This window comes from Crossiella sp. NPDC003009 (genome assembly GCF_053591555.1).
Map to the genome: position 1 here is coordinate 1 of NZ_JBSFUA010000048.1, position 17,294 is coordinate 17,294.

16 protein-coding genes are annotated in these 17,294 nt (G+C 73.1%); 2 read left to right on the forward strand and 14 right to left on the reverse strand.

The features are described from left to right. The first annotated feature begins 431 nt into the window (after window positions 1-431). Complete coding sequence (locus ACWDY5_RS33855) at window positions 432-1,076, forward strand: TetR/AcrR family transcriptional regulator (protein ID WP_449726266.1); 645 nt, start codon at window positions 432-434, stop codon at window positions 1,074-1,076. Here ACWDY5_RS33855 and ACWDY5_RS33860 read toward each other — a convergent pair. From ACWDY5_RS33860 to ACWDY5_RS33920, 13 genes are all read right to left on the reverse strand, one after another. Then, a complete protein-coding gene (locus ACWDY5_RS33860) occupies window positions 1,042-1,494 on the reverse strand; it encodes an MmpS family transport accessory protein (protein ID WP_449726213.1) in 453 nt (150 codons plus the stop codon). The two genes, ACWDY5_RS33855 and ACWDY5_RS33860, sit on opposite strands and share 35 nt — an antisense overlap. Before the next feature lie 70 nt (window positions 1,495-1,564). After that, on the reverse strand, window positions 1,565-2,338 hold the full coding sequence (locus tag ACWDY5_RS33865) for an enoyl-CoA hydratase (RefSeq protein WP_449726214.1): 774 nt from the start codon (window positions 2,336-2,338) through the stop codon (window positions 1,565-1,567). Next, window positions 2,335-3,234, reverse strand: coding sequence for a 3-hydroxyisobutyrate dehydrogenase (gene mmsB / locus ACWDY5_RS33870; protein ID WP_252479569.1), 900 nt, complete (start codon window positions 3,232-3,234; stop codon window positions 2,335-2,337). Before mmsB ends, ACWDY5_RS33865 begins: the two co-directional genes overlap by 4 nt. Next, on the reverse strand, window positions 3,231-4,271 hold the full coding sequence (locus ACWDY5_RS33875; protein WP_449726215.1) for an enoyl-CoA hydratase/isomerase family protein: 1,041 nt from the start codon (window positions 4,269-4,271) through the stop codon (window positions 3,231-3,233). Before ACWDY5_RS33875 ends, mmsB begins: the two co-directional genes overlap by 4 nt. Then, complete coding sequence (locus ACWDY5_RS33880; protein WP_449726216.1) at window positions 4,268-5,437, reverse strand: isobutyryl-CoA dehydrogenase; 1,170 nt, start codon at window positions 5,435-5,437, stop codon at window positions 4,268-4,270. Before ACWDY5_RS33880 ends, ACWDY5_RS33875 begins: the two co-directional genes overlap by 4 nt. A gap of 4 nt (window positions 5,438-5,441) precedes the next feature. Further along, on the reverse strand, window positions 5,442-6,941 hold the full coding sequence (locus ACWDY5_RS33885; RefSeq protein ID WP_449726217.1) for a CoA-acylating methylmalonate-semialdehyde dehydrogenase: 1,500 nt from the start codon (window positions 6,939-6,941) through the stop codon (window positions 5,442-5,444). Between the two features lie 80 nt (window positions 6,942-7,021). Next, entirely contained in the window at window positions 7,022-8,017 is a 996-nt protein-coding gene (locus ACWDY5_RS33890) for a phosphotransferase family protein (protein ID WP_449726267.1), read from the reverse strand. Continuing rightward, window positions 7,966-10,311: a hypothetical protein gene (locus tag ACWDY5_RS33895; protein WP_449726218.1), complete on the reverse strand. Its 2,346-nt coding sequence runs from the start codon at window positions 10,309-10,311 to the stop codon at window positions 7,966-7,968. Before ACWDY5_RS33895 ends, ACWDY5_RS33890 begins: the two co-directional genes overlap by 52 nt. Beyond that, on the reverse strand, window positions 10,308-11,240 hold the full coding sequence (locus ACWDY5_RS33900) for a hypothetical protein (RefSeq protein ID WP_449726219.1): 933 nt from the start codon (window positions 11,238-11,240) through the stop codon (window positions 10,308-10,310). Before ACWDY5_RS33900 ends, ACWDY5_RS33895 begins: the two co-directional genes overlap by 4 nt. Window positions 11,241-11,326: 86 nt before the next feature. Further along, window positions 11,327-12,586, reverse strand: a complete 1,260-nt coding sequence (locus tag ACWDY5_RS33905; RefSeq protein WP_449726220.1) for a glycosyltransferase — start codon at window positions 12,584-12,586, stop codon at window positions 11,327-11,329. Beyond that, window positions 12,583-12,783, reverse strand: a complete 201-nt coding sequence (locus tag ACWDY5_RS33910; protein ID WP_449726221.1) for a ferredoxin — start codon at window positions 12,781-12,783, stop codon at window positions 12,583-12,585. Before ACWDY5_RS33910 ends, ACWDY5_RS33905 begins: the two co-directional genes overlap by 4 nt. Further along, entirely contained in the window at window positions 12,783-13,991 is a 1,209-nt protein-coding gene (locus ACWDY5_RS33915) for a cytochrome P450 (protein WP_449726222.1), read from the reverse strand. Before ACWDY5_RS33915 ends, ACWDY5_RS33910 begins: the two co-directional genes overlap by 1 nt. A 36-nt stretch (window positions 13,992-14,027) precedes the next feature. After that, window positions 14,028-15,248: an MFS transporter gene (locus ACWDY5_RS33920; RefSeq protein WP_449726223.1), complete on the reverse strand. Its 1,221-nt coding sequence runs from the start codon at window positions 15,246-15,248 to the stop codon at window positions 14,028-14,030. A 73-nt stretch (window positions 15,249-15,321) separates the two neighbouring features. Here ACWDY5_RS33920 and ACWDY5_RS33925 point away from each other — a divergent pair, with 73 nt between their 5' ends. Next, the gene (locus ACWDY5_RS33925) at window positions 15,322-16,311 is read left to right on the forward strand and encodes a DUF5937 family protein (RefSeq protein ID WP_449726224.1); all 990 of its coding nucleotides are present in this window, start codon (window positions 15,322-15,324) and stop codon (window positions 16,309-16,311) included. Here ACWDY5_RS33925 and ACWDY5_RS33930 read toward each other — a convergent pair. Continuing rightward, a complete protein-coding gene (locus ACWDY5_RS33930) occupies window positions 16,297-17,271 on the reverse strand; it encodes a hypothetical protein (protein ID WP_449726225.1) in 975 nt (324 codons plus the stop codon). The two genes, ACWDY5_RS33925 and ACWDY5_RS33930, sit on opposite strands and share 15 nt — an antisense overlap. Between the last annotated feature and the right edge of the window lie 23 nt (window positions 17,272-17,294).

Here is a 17,294-nt window from a genome sequence, read left to right on the forward strand (position 1 = left end):
GGCAGCAGCGCGCGGGCGGATTGCGGCGGTGGCGGATGGCCACGGGCGCGAGCTCGGCGCGGTGGCTGTGGCGCTGGCGCGGCGGCAGTGTGGGCGGGGGGGGCAGCGGTGGTGGCGGGGCGGCGGTGCGCGGGCGGATTATGCTGGCGGTGGATGGACCACAGGCGTGGGCGCGGTGCGGCGGCGGGTGATGGCGGCACGCTGTGGGGCGAGTGCGGGCGGGCGCAGAGCCCGGCGCGGCGGCGGGTTCTGGGGTGGCGTCTTGGTGCGCGGTGGGGATGAACCGGTCGTCCGGCCAGGTGCCCCGGCGGTCGGCCCGGGCCGTGGTCTGCCACCATGCGTGGCATCCTCGGCGGCTTGGCGTCGGCCGGGGGACCCCCAGACGAGGAGCGCCGGTGACCGTGACCAAGGCGGCCAGGGCGGCCAAGTCCGTGCCGGCGGCGGACCGCATTCGGCGGGCGGCGCTGACCCTGTTCGCGGCGAAAGGCTTCCACGGCACCGGGATCCGTGATCTGGCCGAGGCGGCCGGGTTGTCCTCGGCCAGCCTGTACCACTACATGGGCACCAAGGAGGACCTGCTGCTGCGGATCATGCGTGAGTGCATGTCCCGGCTGCTGACCGCGGGGCACCGGGTGGTCGCGGCGGATCCGGATCCGCGGTCGCGGCTGGCCGGGCTGGTGCAGGTGCATGTGCTCAGCCATGCGCTGCACCCGCTGGAGACCGCGGTGGCAGACCACGAGCTGCGGGCCCTCTCCCCCGCCGCCCGGGCGAGCGTGGTGGCGCAGCGGGAGGAGTACGAGGACCTGTGGCGGGCGGCCATCGAGGAGGGCTGCGCCCGCGGGGTGTTCCGCACCTCGGCGCCCGCGGTGACCCGGTTGGCGCTGCTGGAGATGTGCGGCGGGGTGGCCCGCTGGTACTCCCCGCGCGGCAGGCTGGCGCTGACCGGGCTGGCCGTGCACTACACCGAGATCGCCTTCGGCGCACTGCACGCCGAACCGTCCACAGTGGACACTGAGGCGGCGCGGCTGCGGACCGGGCTGGTCACCGAGGTGTGGGGCGGGCCAGTGCGCCGTTGAGCGTCTCCCCGGTCGGCGTGCGCGCGGTGCAGACCAGCGGCTGTCCCGGTTCGGCCGTCCTGGTGGCCAGCACGCGTTCCCGGCTGCGGCCCTTGTCCAGGGTGATCACGCAGCTCAGCCCGGCGGCCGGGTCGGCGACGCTGACCCTGGCCTCCGCGCCGGGTGGGATGGCCACCTCTTGCTGCCACGGCAGCGAGGCTCCGTCCACAGTGGCCTGCACCGGTGGCTTGTCCCGGTCGCCGGTGGGCTCGTGGAGGTACTCGATCCGCGCCGGGGCGACCGCGCCGGAGACCTCGTAGGTGACCGCGTAGATGTCGATCGGCCGGTACACCACGGTGAGCAGGTAGGTCACGTAGACCACCACGACCAGGCCCACCACACCGAGCGAGGCCAGCAGCGTCTTCGCCCACGGCTTCATGGCCCCCAGCTTGCCACCGGGCTCGCGCGCCGGTGGGCAGCTGGGGGTGTGCTGGCGTGTCCGGACCAGGTCAGTTGTGCTCGAACTTGGCCGCGCGCTTCTCGATGAAGGCGGCCATGCCCTCCTTCTGGTCCGCGGTGGCGAAGGTGGCGTGGAACAGGCGGCGCTCGAACCGGACGCCCTCGGCCAGGGTGGTCTCGTAGGCGCGGTTCACCGCCTCCTTGGCCATGATCGCGATCGGGGCGGACATCCCGGCGATGGTGGCCGCGGTGGCCAGCGCGTCCTCCAGCAGCGAGTCCGCGGGCACGATGCGGGAGACCAGTCCGGCCCGCTCGGCCTCCTCGGCGTCCATCATCCGGCCGGTCAGGCACAGCTCCATCGCCTTGGCCTTGCCGATCGCGCGGGTGAGCCGCTGCGAGCCGCCGATGCCGGGGATCACGCCGAGCTTGATCTCCGGCTGGCCGAACTTCGCGGTGTCGGCGGCCAGCAGCACGTCGCAGATCATGGCCAGCTCGCAGCCGCCGCCCAGCGCGTAGCCGGAGACCGCGGCGATGATCGGCTTGCGCACCTGGGCCAGCTGGTCCCACTCGGCGAACCAGTCGTCCAGGTAGACCTGCGGATAACCGTTGGGCTGCATCTCCTTGATGTCCGCGCCGGCCGCGAAGGCCTTGGCCGAACCGGTGATCACCAGCGCGCCGATCTCCGGGTCGCGGTCCAGCTCCCGGGCCGCGGTGGTGACCTCGCGCATCAGCTGCAGGTTCAGCGCGTTGAGCGCCTTGGGCCGGTTGAGCGTGATCAGGCCGACCCGCTCGCGTCGCTCCAGGAGGATGGTTTCGTAGCTCACGCCTGGTCTCCCTGCTTCGAGCGGTCACGGATGGCGTTGATGATGCCGGAGAAGTCAGTCCCGGCCCCACCCTCGGCGGCATAGGCGCGGAACAACTCCGCGGTGTGCCGCCCCAGCGCGGTGTCCGTGCCGGTCTCGGTGGCCGCGGCCTCGGCCAGGCCGAGGTCCTTGAGCATCAGCGCGGTGGCGAAGCCGGGCTGGTAGTCCCGGTTGGCCGGGCTGCCGGGCACCGGGCCGGGCACCGGGCAGTTGGTGGTCAGCGCCCAGCACTGGCCGGAGGCGGTGGAGGCCACGTCGAAGAGCGCCTGGTGGGACAGGCCGAGCTGCTCCCCCAGCACGAACGCCTCGCTGACCGCGACCATGGAGATGCCCAGGATCATGTTGTTGCAGATCTTGGCGGCCTGCCCGGCTCCGGACTCGCCGCAGTGCACCGAGCGACGGCCCATCACCGCCAGGATCGGCTCCGCGCGGGCGAAGTTGTCGGTGCTTCCGCCTACCATGAAGGTCAGGGTGGCGGCCTGGGCGCCGACGACGCCCCCGGAGACCGGGGCGTCCAGTGCGGCGTGCCCGGCGTTCGCGGCCGCCTCGGCGGCCTGGCGGGCGGCGGCCACGTCGATGGTGGAGCAGTCCAGGAACAGGGTGCCGGGCTTGGCCTCGGGCAGGATCTCCCGGTAGCAGTCCAGCACGTGCGCACCGCTGGGCAGCATGGTGATGACCACCTCGGCCGCCCGCACGGCCTGCACCGCGCTGCCTGCCGGGCTGACGCCCGCGGCTTCGGCGGCGTCCACCGCGGCGGCGACCGGGTCGTAGCCGTGCACGGTGTGCCCGGCCTTGACCAGGTTGGCGGCCATCGGGCCGCCCATGTTGCCCAGGCCGAGGAATCCGATGACGGTCATGCCGAACCTCCGAACACGGGCTGCTGTCCTGGCTTCGGGGTGAAGTACTCCTCGACCGCGGCGTCGGTGACCTCGGCCAGGGTGGCCGGCTGCCAGGTCGGGTTGCGGTCCTTGTCGATGACCGCGGCGCGGATGCCCTCGGCCAGGTCCGGCGCGGTGAGGAACCGGCTGACCAGGCGGTGCTCCAGGTTCAGGCATTCCTCCACAGTGGACAGTCCGCGGGCGGTGCGCAGGGCGCGCAGGGCGACCTTGACCGCGGTGGGCGCCTTGGCCTGGATCTCCTTGGCCGCGGCCTCGGCTCCCGGGTGTCCGCTGCCGTAGAGGTTGGCCAGGATCTGCTCGACGGTGTCGGCGGCGTAGCAGGAGTCGATCCACTCCCGGTCCTCGGCGAGCTGACCGGCCGGCGGGGTCTCCGCGCGGGCGGCGATCTCCACCAGCAGCTGCTCGGCGGGCAGTTCGGCCAGTTCGGGCAGGGCCGCGCTGGGCAGGTACTGGTCGGCCAGGCCGCACAGGATCGCGTCCGCGGCGCCGATCCGGCCGCCGGTGAGCGCGAGGTGGGTGCCCAGCTCGCCGGGAGCGCGGGAGAGCAGGAAGGTGCCGCCCACGTCGGGGATGAAGCCGATGGAGACCTCGGGCATGCCGATCGCGGTCCGCTCGGTGACCACCCGCACGCTGCCGTGCGCGGACACCCCGACCCCGCCGCCCATGACCAGGCCGTCCATGAACACCGCGTACGGCTTGGGGTAGTTCGCGATCAGCGCGTTGACCTGGTACTCCTCGCGCCAGAAGTCGATCGGCCCGTCGGTGCCGTCCTGGATCGCCTGGTAGATCGAGCGGATGTCGCCGCCGGCGCACAGGCCGCGCTCGCCGGCGCCGTCCAGCAGCACCGCGTGCACCGCGGGGTCGTTCGCCCACTCCGCGAGCGCCGTGCCCATCTCGCGCAGCATGTCGTCGCTGAGCGCGTTGATCGCCCGCGGCCGGTTCAGGGTGATCCGGCCAAGGCCGTCGGTGAGCCTGATGAGGATGTCCTCGCTCATCGGTCACCGCCCATCAGGCCGCGGGAGACGATGACCCGCATGATCTCGTTGGTCCCTTCGAGGATCTGGTGCACCCGGAGGTCACGCACGATCTTCTCCACTCCGTACTCGGCGAGGTATCCGTACCCACCGTGCAGTTGCAGCGCGCGGTTCGCCACTTCGAAGCCGGTGTCGGTGGCGAAGCGCTTGGCCATCGCGCACAGCCGGGTGGCCTCGGGGTGGCGGGCGTCCAGCGCGGAGGCGGCCCGCCACAGCAGCAGCCGGGCCGCTTCCAGCTCGGTGCCCATGTCGGCCACGGTGAACCGCAGCGCCTGCTGCTTGCTCAGCGGCCCGCCGAAGGCGGTGCGCTGGCCGAGGTGCTCGATCGACTTGTCCAGCGCGGCCTGCGCACCACCGAGGGAGCAGGCGGCGATGTTGATCCGCCCGCCGTCCAGGCCGGACATGGCGATGCGGAAACCGTTGCCCTCGCCGCCGATCAGGTTGGCCGCGGGCACCCGCACGCCGTCCATGATGACCTGGCGGGTGGGCTGGGCGTTCCAGCCCATCTTCTGCTCGTTGGCGCCGAACTCCAGGCCCGGCGTGCCCTTCTCCACCGCGAAGGCGGACACCCCGCCCGCGCCCGGCCCGCCGGTGCGCGCCATCACCAGGTAGAAGTCCGAGGCCCCCGCGCCGGAGATGAACTGCTTGACCCCGGTGAGCACGTAGTCGTCGCCGTCGCGGACCGCGCTGGTGCGCAGTGCGGCGGCGTCGGAACCGGCGTCGGGCTCGGTGAGGCAGTAGCTGGCCAGCAGGTCCATCGAGACCAGGCCGGGCAGCCACTTGGCGCGCTGGGCGTCGTCGCCGAAGCGGTCCAGCATGCCGGCGACCATGTTGTGGATGGACAGGTAACCGGCGATGGACGGGCAGCCGGTGGCCAGCGACTCGAACACCAGCACCGCGTCCAGGCGGCTGAGCCCGGACCCGCCGTGCTCCTCGCCGACGTAGATGCCGCCCATGCCCAGCTGCGCGGCCTTGCGCAGCACGTCGACCGGGAAGTGCTTGCGCTGGTCCCAGTCCACCGCGTGCGGGGCCAGGTGCTCGGCGGCGAAGTCGGCGGCCATCTCCCGGATGGCGCGCTGGTCCTCGTTGAGCCCGAACACGTCCGGCCGGATCTCCGAGATGGTCATCGGCTCAGTCCATGGTGGGGATGACGAAGGACGCGCCTTCCTTGACCCCGGACGGCCAGCGCGAGGTGACCGTCTTGGTCCGGGTGTAGAACTTGAACGAGTCCGGCCCGTGCTGGTTGAGGTCGCCGAAGCCGGAGCGCTTCCAGCCGCCGAAGGTGTGGTAGGCCACCGGCACCGGGATCGGCACGTTCACCCCGACCATGCCCGCGCGCACCCGGCGGGAGAAGTCGCGGGCGGTGTCGCCGTCGCGGGTGAAGATGGCCACGCCGTTGCCGTACTCGTGTTCGGAGGGCAGGCGCAGGGCCGACTCGTAGTCCTCGGCGCGCACGATGGTGAGCACCGGGCCGAAGATCTCCTCGCGGTAGATGCTCATCTCCGGGGTGACGTGGTCGAACAGGCAGGCGCCGAGGAAGTAGCCGTCCTCGTGGCCTGCCAGGGTGAAGTCGCGGCCGTCGACCAGCAGCGTCGCGCCCTCGGCGACGCCGGCGTCGACGTAGCCGCGGACCTTCTCCAGCAGTCCGGCGCTGGAGAGCGGGCCGAACTCGGCCTGCTCGTCGAAGGAGTGCCCGATGCGCAGCTCCTTGACCTTGGCCGCCAGCTTCTCGGCCAGCGCGTCCGCGGTGGCCTGGCCGACCGGCACCGCGACCGAGATCGCCATGCAGCGCTGGCCGGCGGAGCCGAAACCGGCGCCGAGCAGGGCGTCCACCGCCCCGTCCAGGTCCGCGTCCGGCATGATGATCATGTGGTTCTTGGCGCCGCCGAAGCACTGGGCGCGCTTGCCGTTGGCGGTGGCGGTCGAGTAGACGTAGTGCGCGATGTCGGAGGAGCCGACGAAGCCGACCGCCTCGATCCGCGGGTCGGTGAGCAGGGTGTCCACCGCGGTCTTGTCACCGTTGACCACGTTGAGCACGCCCGGCGGCAGGCCGGCTTCCAGGAACAGCTCGGCGATGCGCAGCGGCACCGAGGGGTCGCGCTCGGACGGCTTGAGGATGAAGGCGTTGCCGCAGGCGATCGCGGGCGCGATCTTCCACAGCGGGATCATCGCGGGGAAGTTGAACGGGGTGATCCCGGCGACCACGCCGAGCGGCTGGCGCAGCGAGTGCACGTCGATGCCGCCGCCCGCGCCGTCGGTGAACTCGCCCTTGAGCAGGTGCGGGGCGCCCGCGGCGAACTCGACCACCTCAAGACCGCGCTGGATGTCGCCCTTGGCGTCGGCCACGGTCTTGCCGTGCTCGCTGGAGAGCAGCCGGGCGAGGGAGTCCAGCTCCCGCTGGGCCAGGTCGAGGAAGCGCAGCAGCACCCTGGCCCGCCGCTGCGGGTTCCAGGCCGCCCACTCCACCTGGGCGGCGGCCGCGTCGGCGATGGCCGCCCTGGTCTCCTCGACCGAGGCGAGCGGCACCTTGGCCTGCACCTTCCCGGTGTTGGGGTCGTAGACATCGCCGAAGTTGCCCGAGGTACCGGGAACCGGCTTGCCGCCGACGAAATGGGTCAGTTCGTTGACCATGGACGCACCCCACTGTGCTTCGCGGACACCTGGCGAGTGATCAGCGCCACCCACGGCCGAACATATAGTAGGACGTCCAACTATGTCGATACGGAGTGACGGACGTCCAAGTGTTCTAGGAGTTCCGGCAGCCGGTCGATCCAGTCGAGCAGTCGTTGCCGCCAGAGTCCGACCCTGGTCACCGCGGCCGCGGACAGCGACTCGTCGGCGGCCCACTCCGCCCAGTCCTCGCTGGCCAGCCAGCCCAGGCAGCCCACGACGCGGTGCAGCAGCAGCGGAATCTCCGGCACGGTGCGGCCGTAGCCGGTCCAGAAGGCCGGGGGCAGCTCGGCGCCGTGCAGGTAGGCGTGCTCCTGGAACGCGGACAGCTCGTCGAGGGGCTGGCGGACGCCGGGGTAGTCCCAGTCGATCAGGGTGGCCCGGTCCGGGTCGATGATCACGTTGAACAGGTTGACGTCGCCGTGCACCAGACAGGGTCGCTCGGCGCGCAGCTCACCGGCGTGCGCGAGCAGCGCGGCGTCGACCGCGGGCAGCAGGGGCAGCAGGGCGGGGCGGTGTTCGCGCACCCACGGCTGGGTCGCGGCCAGTTCGGCGCGCAGCCGGTCGACCGGGTCGGCCGGGGTCAGCCGGAGCCCGTCGGGGCGGAGCTCGCCGTGCAGGTGCGCGGGGAAGCCGACCGCGTGCACCGCGGCCAGCGCCTGGCCGACCGCGTGCCAGACCCGGTCGGTCGCGGTTCCCGTGCGCACGGCCTCGGCCAGGGTGACGCCCTCGACGTAGGCCACCAGCCGGTCGCCGCGGTCGTTCGCGGCCAGCAGCGCCGGCGCGCCAACCTGGTTGGCGGCCAGGAACTCCGCCATCGCCCTCGGGCTGGGCCGGGGCTGTTCATGTTGGCGCAGCACCACTTTCCGGCCGTCGGCGAGCACGGCCAGGTGCAGCGTGTTGTCCAGTCCGTCGCCGCCGATCGGCTCGACCTGGGCCGCCGCGGGCAGTCCCGCGGCGGCGATCAGGTCGCCCAGGACTGGGTTCAGCGGCCCACCAGGTCGCGGCTGATCAGCGACGGCAGGTCGACCCCGCAGCGCTCGGCCAGCTCGCGCACCGGGTCCGGCAGTGGCAGCAGCTTGCGGATGTCCTTGGTCGCTGGGACGCCCTCACTGCCGCCGATCAGGCTGTGCGGGGTGCTCATCCCGGACAGCTGGTAGCTGCGCCAGGTCGGCGGCTTGCCCTCGGTGAAGGCCAGCGAACGCCCGCTCCACAGCAGCAGTGCCATGGTGCGGCGGTTGCTCACCACCACCGCGGTGCCGCCCTGCTTGCTCACCGCGGCGAAGTCGGTGATCATCCGGGCGGCTTCGCGCAGCGGGCGCCGGCACTCGCCGGTCACCACCCACGCGCCGTCCAGCCGGTCGATCTCGAATCCTCGCTCGCGCAGATCTTCCTGCACGGCCGCGCTCGGTTCGTCCACCGAGTTCTCGGCCAGTTCCAACAGCTGCTCGACCTCGGTCACCGTGGTCGTTCTCCCTTCGAACCGCCGCGTGTCCGGCAACAGCGGTTCCACCAACTCGGGCCTGCCGAATGCGGCCCATTCATAACATCGCTCCCACGCGTGGCGCGCGGTCCGGTCGGCGGCTGAGCCGCCTTGGAGATCGGCATCCTGCAACAGCAGGGCGAGGCAGGCGGCGAGCAGGGTGCTCAGCCGCGCCTGCGCCTGGTCGGGCAGTGCCTTCTGCTCGGCCTCGGTGGGGCACAGGGACTGCGCCAGCGCACTGAGGCCGGGCCGCCATTCGTCGTCGTGACCCCAGACCCCGGCGGCGAGCAGGTCCAGGTACAGGCAGGTGAGCAGCATGCGCACCGGCAGCGGCGCGTCCGGCCCGGCCGCGGCGGCCCAGCGGCCGGCCAGTGCGCGGACCTTGTCCCGGTCCTCGTCCTGGAGCAGCGGGCCGGCGGGGTGGCCGTCCTCGGCGAGCTCGCCGACGGTCCAGGCGGTGGGCCTGGGTTCGGGCAGCACGGAGACCGCGCCGGGCAGCACCCGCTCGGTCAGCGGGTCGCCGAGAACCGATCGGGTGAAGTGCACGTAGGCAGCCCAATCCGGCCGGAACGGCAGTTGATCAGCGGTAATCTTGCCGAGGGTGTCGGTGAACCGGCTCAGGCGGGCCGGGTCGGCGAGCAGCGCGGCCGCGGGCCGGTCGGACAGGCCGGAGCCGCTGCTCTGCTCGGTGCGGGGCGCGCAGGCGGTCAGGTCGGCGACGTGCGCGGGGCCAGAGGCGACGCGGCGCTCGTCCACCAGTGCGCTCACCCGGAGCGCGATCCCCGGTTCCTCGGCGGGAACCCGGGCGCGCACGGGGCCGCTGACGTACAGCTCGGCGGCGGGCACCCGATGGGCGGCCAGCCAGCCGTTGTCGGTCAGGGTTTCGATGATGACGCCGTGGGTGCCGCGCGGCACCAGGAACTCCACCACCGTAGTGTCGTCCTCGCGAAAAGCGCCGAGCAGGCGGGGTCCCCCTGTGCGCTGCGACACAGTGTCCTGTGACGCAGGGGTTTCCGGGGGCAGCGGACCACTTTCGCCTTCGGGCGCAACGGACTCCGCGCGCGGGTGCAGCGCGGCCAGCACGCAGTCGCCGCCCTCGGCGACCGAGCGCAGCAGCCCGGATCCGGTGAGGTGGCCGCCGGCCAGCGCGGTCCACCGGCCGTCAGTGGCCTGCCACTCGATCAGCGTCGCGCTCGCCGGCGCGGTGCGGACCTCGCGCGGCTGGAGGTGCTCGGTGAGGGCGTGCACGGCGGCCGGGTCGGCGGCGGGCGCGGTCAGGCCGAGCACCCGGACGGGGCCAGCGGGCAGCTGGGCCAGCAGGGGTTCGGTGAGGTTGCCGAGGAAGCGCAGCCCGGCCTCCCTGGTGGCCGAGGGCACCATGGCGATGGCGATCTCGTCCAGGGTGTCGGCCAGCCAGGACGGCAGGGTCAGTGCCTGGGCCAGGTCGGCCAGCCAGGTGCCGAGGTCGGCCAGGGCTACCGGTCCCTCGGCCAGGTCGCCGTGCACGGCCAGCCACAGGCCGCCGCCGGTGTAGCCGTCCAGGGTGGGATCGCCCGAGCCGACCGCCACCGCGACCCGGTCCGCGCCGAGCAGCACCGCGAGCCTGGGCAGGAACCTGCCCGGGCCCAGCGCGTGCCCGTGCTGGTAGGCCCGTCCGGCGAAACGGACGTCGGCCGGGTCGTGCTGGGCCGCGCCGTGCCCGGTGAGCACGGTGACCCGCGCGCCGAGCTCGCGGGCTCTGGGCAGGCAGTGCCGTTCCAGGAAGTCGAGGTCGACGGCGTGGCCGGTGATCAGCAGCTCGCGCAGCGGGCCGGTCCACTCGGCGAGCAGGGACAGCGGGGTGCTCACGGGGAGACCTCCAGCAGGCGCGCGCCGAGCGGGGTGACACCGAGGCCGTCGTCCTCGGTGGCGGAGAAGAGGTTCTCGGCTTGGGCGAGCCGGCCGAGGGTGTTGAGGTGCAGGGGGATCGGGCTCGCGTCGGGCCGCGCGTCCCGCGGTGGCGGCTGGTTGCGGCGGACACCGATCCGGCGCGCCTGGGCCAGCATGTCCGCCACCAGCGTGCGACCGAGGGCCCGCAGGCCCCGCGCCGACTCCGCGCGATGGGCCACGAAGCCGGGGTCCAGGTACACCCCGGTCTGGCCGAGGAAGGCGATCTTGGCCTTGCCGCGCAAGGTTTCCGCGCGCTGGGCGCCGATCAGCAGGGTGGCCAGCGCGCCGGGGACCGGGGCCAGGCGGAGGGAGAGCTCGGCGGGAGCCGGGTGGCCCGCGGCATCGGTGTGCGCGGGCAGGTCTGCGGCGAAGGCGGCGACCGTGACATCGGGGAGGGACTCGGTGGTGAGCTCGTGCGGGTCGGGGTGTCCGGCCAGCGCGGCCCACCAGCGGCGCCAGGCGTCCACGCTGTGGCGGCGGAGCAGCACGCCGCGCCAGGTGGCCGCGACCTCCAGGCCGCGCAGCAGCGGGTCCTCGGCGAGGTAGGCGTCGTAGGCGATGGCCTGTTCGGCGGCTTCCTGCCAGTCCTCGGCCTCGGGCAGCAGCTGGGCCGCGCGGGCGAGCATCCGCAGGCTCGCCCGGCGCGGCCGGTCCTCGGCGGGCCAGGGATGTCGGCCGGTGAGGGTGAGCCACTCGGGGCCGGATCCGGACGGCGGGGAGATTCCGGGCAGCAGCCGCTCCAGCGCGGCCAGCACGGGGGCTTCGACGTTGAGGGGGTAGCGCGGGACGCCCGGTGTGCCGGTGGGTTCGGTCCATGCCGGGCCGGACACAGCACTGGCGTTGGGCACGCGCACCCCCTCGTCGATCTTCGCCTAACCACCGTGTCACATCGCGGCCCGGTTTCCCACCGCGAGCGGCCCGAGTGTGACCAGGGTCAGGCTCTGGCGCCCAGCCGGGCCACCGCCTCGATGACCCGGCCGGCGCCGTCCTCCTGGGCGACCCGCTCGGCCAGTGCCGCGGCGCGGCGGCGGTAGCCGGGTCCGGTGACCGCGTCCTTGATCAAGGCGGCCAGCCGGGGCGCGGTGATCTTCTTGAGCGGGACCGAGCCGGGGCTGACGCCGAGCTCGGCCAGCCGGTCGGCCCACAGCGGCTGGTCGCCCAGCACCGGCACGATCACCGAGGGCACGCCCGCGCGCACCCCGGCGCCGGTGGTGCCGGCGCCGCCGTGGTGCACCACCGCGGCCATCCTCGGGAACAGCCAGCCGTGCGGCACCTCGCCGATGGAGAGCACGTGCTCGCCGGTGGCGGCCAGCTCGTTCCACCCGGCCTGGACCACGCCGCGGACCTTGGCCAGTGTCATCGCCTCGACCGCGATCTCGGAGAGCTCCCGCGCCCGGCCGGGGGCCATGCTGCCGAAGGACAGGAACACCGGCGGCTCCCCGGCGGCCAGGAACTCGGCCAGTTCGGCAGGCGGCTGGTAGTCCGGGGACTGCCAGGGCCACCAGTAGCCGACCACCTCGGCCTGGGCGGGCCAGTCACTGGGCCGGGGCAGCACCTGGGGGCTCCAGCCGTGCAGCACCGGCCAGCGGGTCTGCCGGATGTCGCGGTAGAGCGCGCTCGCGCTGCGCACGCCCTGCTCGCGCAGGAACTCCTTGTACCCGGGCAGGAAGCCGCCGCCCAGCTGGGCGAAGCCGCGCATCATCGCGTGCGCGGCCAGGTTGCCGGTGCGGCCCAGCGAACGAGTGGCCAGCGAGATCGGCGGCAGCTCGCCGGAGGGGATGACGCCGCTGGGGAACAGCTCCAGGCCCATGCTCGGGATGCCCGCGTTCCTGGCGATCCAGTACACGAAGCCGAACGCGGCGCGGTGGGTCAGCACCAGGTCGGCGCCCTCGACCGCCCGCTGCGCGCCCCGGCCCAGGTCGCTGATCATCTTGCTGGCGAAGCGGAGCTGCGCGGGCAGCCCGCGCAGGCCGATGCCGTGGTGCTGGAAGTCCTGGCCCGCCTTGCTGGCGAAGTCCGCGCGGATGTCGCCGGGCATCTTCCGGAAGCCGAGCCCCGCCTGCCGGGCCATCGGCTCGAACAGCTGCTGCGCGGCCAGCGACACCTCGTGCCCCGCCTCTTGCAACCGCGCCCCCAGGCCGGTGAACGGCGCGGTGTCCCCGCGCGAGCCCGCCGTCACGATCACGATCTTCACGAACTCTCCTCCAGCGTGATGGCCGCCGCCGGGCACAGCTGGGCCGCCTCCCGGACCGCGGCGAGCTCGCTCGCCAACGGTCGCGGGGTCAGCAGCAGCACCGTGCCGGCCTGCTCATCCTGGTCGAAGACCGCGGGCGCGGTGAGCGCGCACATGCCCGCGCCACAACAACGATCGGTGTCGACCTCGACTCGCATCAGGACTCCCAGGTGACCGGGAGGCTGTGCACGCCGTAGATGCCCATCTTGGTGCGCATCGGCACCTCCTCGGCGGGCACGGCCAGGCGCAGCGTCGGGAAGCGCTGGAACAGCTTGCGGTAGCCGATCCGCATCTCCACCCTGGCCAGCTGCTGGCCGAGGCACTGGTGCACGCCGTGGCCGAAGGCGAGGTGCCCACTGGCGTGCCTGCCCAGGTCCAGCTGGTCCGGGTGCGGGAACTTCGCCGGGTCCCGGTTCGCGGCCGGGGTGTGCAGCTGCACGCACTCGCCCTTGGCGATGGCCACTCCGGCGATCTGCACGTCCTCCAGCGCGACCCGCTGCAAGCCGAAGTGGGTGATGGTCAGGTAGCGCAGCAGCTCCTCCACCGCGGGCTCGACCAGCTCGGGCTCGCCGGTGAAAGCCTTGAGCTGCTCCGGGTTCTCCAGCAGCGCGAAGGCGCCGAGGGAGAGCATGTTCGCGGTGGTCTCGTGCCCGGCGGTGAGCAACAGCACGGCGAAGGAGATCAGCTCCTCCTGGTCCAGCTCGCCGCCGGTGACCAGTCCGCTGAGCAGGTCGTCGGCCGGTTCGGCCCGCTTGCGCTCGATCAGCTCGCCCAGGTAGGCCATGATCTCGCCGAAGGCGGCCATCACCTCCTCGTCGCCGCTTTCCAGGTTCATCATCAGCTTGGTGCGCTCGTGGAAGACCGCCCGCTCGGCATAGGGCACGCCAAGCAGCTCGCAGATCACCAGGGACGGGATGGCCAGCGCGTAGTCGTGCACCAGCTCGGCGGGCGGGCCCTTGCGGGCCATCGCGTCCAGGTGCTCCTCGGCGATCTGCTCGATCCGCGGGATCAGCTCGTTCATCCGGCGCACGGTGAACTGGCCGGTGAGCAGCCTGCGGTAGTGGGTGTGCTCGGGCGGGTCCAGCTGGATGAACATGCCGCGCGGCACCGGCGGCAGGGCCTTGCCCTTGAACCGCTCCACGTCGATCGGCACGTGCCGCAGCTCGCCGCGGGAGCTGAACCGGGGGTCGGCCAGGATCTGCCTGGCCAGCGCGTGCCCGGTGACCACCCAACCGAGGTGGCCGTCCGGGAAGCGCATCCTGGCCAGGGGTTCGGTCTCCCGCAGCCGCCCCAGCTCCGCGGGCGGGTCGAAGGGGCAGCCTGCGGGCCGCGTGGTGGGCAGCGCGTTCGGCAACGAGATCGTCATGCCACCAAGCTACAGAAGTTTCACAAACTCATGAAGTTAATGTTCCGTATAAATCCGTCGGCGGACGGCCGGGCCGATGGCGAGCGCGCCGGCCGCGCCGAGCAGGCCGAGGACGAGGCAGCCGGTCCAGGCGGCGGCCGGTCCACCGTGCTGGTAGACCCAGGTGCCCAGCAGCGGCCCGGTGAGCGCGGCGGCGCTGAACCCGAACCCGATGGCGGCCTGGTAGCGGCCGCGCGCGGCCGGTGGCGCGAGGTCGGCGGCCAGCGCGCCGAGCAGTCCGGCCATGGCGATCTCGCCGAGGGTCCACACCACCACGGTCAGCACGTACTCCAGCGCGGTGTCGGCCAGTCCGGTCAGTGCCATGCCGAGGCCGACCACGGCCCAGGCGATGGCGAGCACCCGCATCCGGTCGAAGCGCGCCACCCAGGTGCTGGCCAGCGGCTGCAGGATGACGATGAGCACGCCGTTGACCGCGACGATGCTGCCGTAGCCCGCCGCGCCGAGCCCGGAGTCCTTGATGGCCAACGGAATGATGACCTCGGCCTGGGTGTAGACGGTGGCGTGCACCAGGACCAGCAGCACCAGCCCGAGCAGCAGCCGGTCCCGCAGCAGCGCGCGCAGCCCGAACACCGGACCGTCCACAGTGGACTTGACCGTGCGTTCGGCGGACTTGGGAATGCCGAGGCCGACGATGACCGCGAAGGCGGTGCAGCCGGTGGCGTTGAGCGCGAACAGCAGCCAGTAGCCGGAGTCGGCGAGGTGGCCCGCCATCACGCTGGCCACCGAGAAGCCGAGGTTGATAGCCCAGAACTGGAGCCCGTAGGCCTTGGTGAGCAGCGGGCGCTCCACCACGTCGGCGATCAGCGCGGCGGCGGCCGGGCGGAAGATGTCGGCCGCCACGCCGTGCAGGAAGGCCGCGCCGATCAGCAGCGGCAGGCTGTGCACCGCGCCGAGCAGCATCAGGCAGCCTGCGCTGGACAGCAGCCCGAGCATCAGGGTGAACCGGCGGCCGACCCGGTCGGTGAGCACGCCGCCGAGGGGCTGGCTGAACAGCGCGCCGACGCCCTTGGCCGCCAGCACCAGGCCGACCTGGTCCAGGGGGATGCCCATGGCGGTCAGGTAGAGCACGAGGAACCCGGCGACCACGCCGCCGATGCGGTTGACCAGGCTGCCGTAGAACAGGATCCAGAACGGGCGCGGCAGACCGGCGAAGGGTCCGGTCCGCGCGGGGCTGGCGTGGGTGGTCTCGGTGCTCACGGTGCTGAGCCTGCGCCCCTTACCCGACCGCCCGGCAATGATTTAGAGTGAGCTAAATCGTGGGGGTGGCACCATGCCTGAGCTGGAGCTGGAGTTCTCCGTCGCCGACCTGGCGCGGACCCGGTTCGCGTTCTCGCCGCTGTGGGAGACCGTGGTGAGCGTGCGGGTGCTCAAGACGCCCGGCGAGCACGCGCTGCACTTCCCGTGGCTGCGCGAGACCCGCGAGCGGCTGGCCGACGCCGGCCTGGACCTCACCCCGTTGACCGACCTGATCCCCGGCCCGCACAGCGGTTTCCCGGACTTCCTCACCCCGCCACCGGACACCGCGGTGCCCGACTTCGACACCGAGCTGGCCCTGATGGCCCGGTCCACGCCGGCGCAGATCCGCAAGGACCTGGCCTACTTCGACTACCCGCCGCAGGCCGGGTTCGTCCGGGCGCTGCACGCCGATCCGGGCCGGCTGGCCGAGCTGGTGGAGGTGGTGCGGGCCTACTGGGAGCTGGCGATCCAGCCGTACTGGCCGCGCCTGCGGGACCTCCTCGAAGCCGAGGTGCACTTCCGGGCCCGGCGGCTGGCCCTGGGCGGGCACCAGCTGCTGTTCGAGGACCTGCACCCGCACCTGCACTGGGCCAACGGCGTGCTGCGGGTGGACAAGCGCTGCTGCGTGCTCTCCGCCCAGCTCACCGGCGACGGCCTGCTGCTGGTGCCCTCGGTGTTCACCTGGCCGGACGCGCTGACCATGGTCGAGGCGGCGGGCTGGCAGCAGACCCTGTTCTACCCGCCACGCGGCATCGCCACCCTGTGGGACCACCGCGAACAGCGCTGCCCGCCGGAAGCCCTGGCCGGGGTGCTGGGCCGCTCCCGGGCGACGTTGCTGCTGGCGCTGGGCGATCCGCTGTCCACCACCGACCTGGCCCGCCGCACCGGCCTGACCGCCGGCGGGGTGTCCCAGCACCTGGGCGCGCTGAGCGCGGCCGGGCTGGTCACCGGGCACCGGCTGGGGCGGCAGGTCAAGTACACCAGGACCAGGGTGGGCGAGCTGCTGGTGTCAGCGCCCCGCTAGCCGGGGGACCACCGCGGCCAGCACGTCCTCCGGCACCGGCCCGGCCAGGTGCACCTGCTGCGCCGAGTCCTCCCGCAGCCCGATCCACACCTGCTCCTGGCCGTCCCGCGCCACCGGCCGTCCCGCCACGCTGCCCTGGTAGGGCCGGTCCCGGCCGGCCTGGGTCATGGTCGCGACCACCCGCCCCGCCCGCACCGGGATCGCGCACACGCCACTGGGTTCGGCGGTGCCGAGCACCGGGTCGACCCGGAACGCCTCGCCCAGGATCAGGCAGAGTTGCTGAGCCGCAACGGGAAGTGGCTGGTCGGCCACGCCGAAGCCGGGCAGCGGCGGCTGGGGCGCCACCGCGGCCAGCTCGCTTTTCTCGTTGAGCCGCGGCAGTTCCGGTCCCGCTCCCCCGGCCCGGCGCAGCACCGCCTCGGCCGCCTCCTTGGCGATCTGGCCGGTCTCGCCCTGCTCGTCGCTCGCGGACTGCTCGCGCAGCTTCACCGTGACGCTGAGCGTGGGCCGCAGTCCCCGGTAGGGCCGGGCCGCTTCCTCGGTGACCAGCTCCACGTCCAGGTCGCTGGCCCGCTCCTGCCGGTCCACCCTGGCCCGCCGCCCCGCCACCGTGTCCGCGCCGGTGACCAGGTCACTGGTCAGCCGGGCGGTCAGCTCGAACCGGGCGGAGACCACGTGGCACTGGTCGGTGAGGAAGACCTCGGTGCGCACCTCGCCGCGCATCACGGCCCGCCAGTCCTCCGCCGTGGGCGCGGTGCAGAGCACGTGGCCCGCGGTCAGCTCCGGCAGGTAGCCGAGCAGCTGACCGGCGGGCATCGGCACCTCGCGCACCGCGGCGCCGTGCTGGGTGGGCCAGTCCGCGGGCAGGCTCGGCGCGGGCGCCGGTGGTGGTTCGGCCTGGCCGCAGGCCTGGGTGGCCAGCACCAGGGCGAGCAGGACCGCGCTGCACCGGGTTCGCATCTCTACAGCATGTCAGCGTCCGG

Bases quoted from the DNA above. Each gene is read 5' to 3' on its own strand.
- ACWDY5_RS33925 (WP_449726224.1), top strand. From the start codon at position 15,322: ATGCCTGAGCTGGAGCTGGAGTTCTCCGTCGCCGACCTGGCGCGGACC.
- ACWDY5_RS33910 (WP_449726221.1), bottom strand. From the start codon at position 12,783: ATGCGAGTCGAGGTCGACACCGATCGTTGTTGTGGCGCGGGCATGTGC.
- ACWDY5_RS33875 (WP_449726215.1), bottom strand. From the start codon at position 4,271: ATGAGCGAGGACATCCTCATCAGGCTCACCGACGGCCTTGGCCGGATC.
- ACWDY5_RS33860 (WP_449726213.1), bottom strand. From the start codon at position 1,494: ATGAAGCCGTGGGCGAAGACGCTGCTGGCCTCGCTCGGTGTGGTGGGC.
- ACWDY5_RS33915 (WP_449726222.1), bottom strand. From the start codon at position 13,991: ATGACGATCTCGTTGCCGAACGCGCTGCCCACCACGCGGCCCGCAGGC.
- ACWDY5_RS33885 (WP_449726217.1), bottom strand. From the start codon at position 6,941: ATGGTCAACGAACTGACCCATTTCGTCGGCGGCAAGCCGGTTCCCGGT.
- ACWDY5_RS33880 (WP_449726216.1), bottom strand. From the start codon at position 5,437: ATGACCATCTCGGAGATCCGGCCGGACGTGTTCGGGCTCAACGAGGAC.
- mmsB (WP_252479569.1), bottom strand. From the start codon at position 3,234: ATGACCGTCATCGGATTCCTCGGCCTGGGCAACATGGGCGGCCCGATG.
- ACWDY5_RS33930 (WP_449726225.1), bottom strand. From the start codon at position 17,271: ATGCGAACCCGGTGCAGCGCGGTCCTGCTCGCCCTGGTGCTGGCCACC.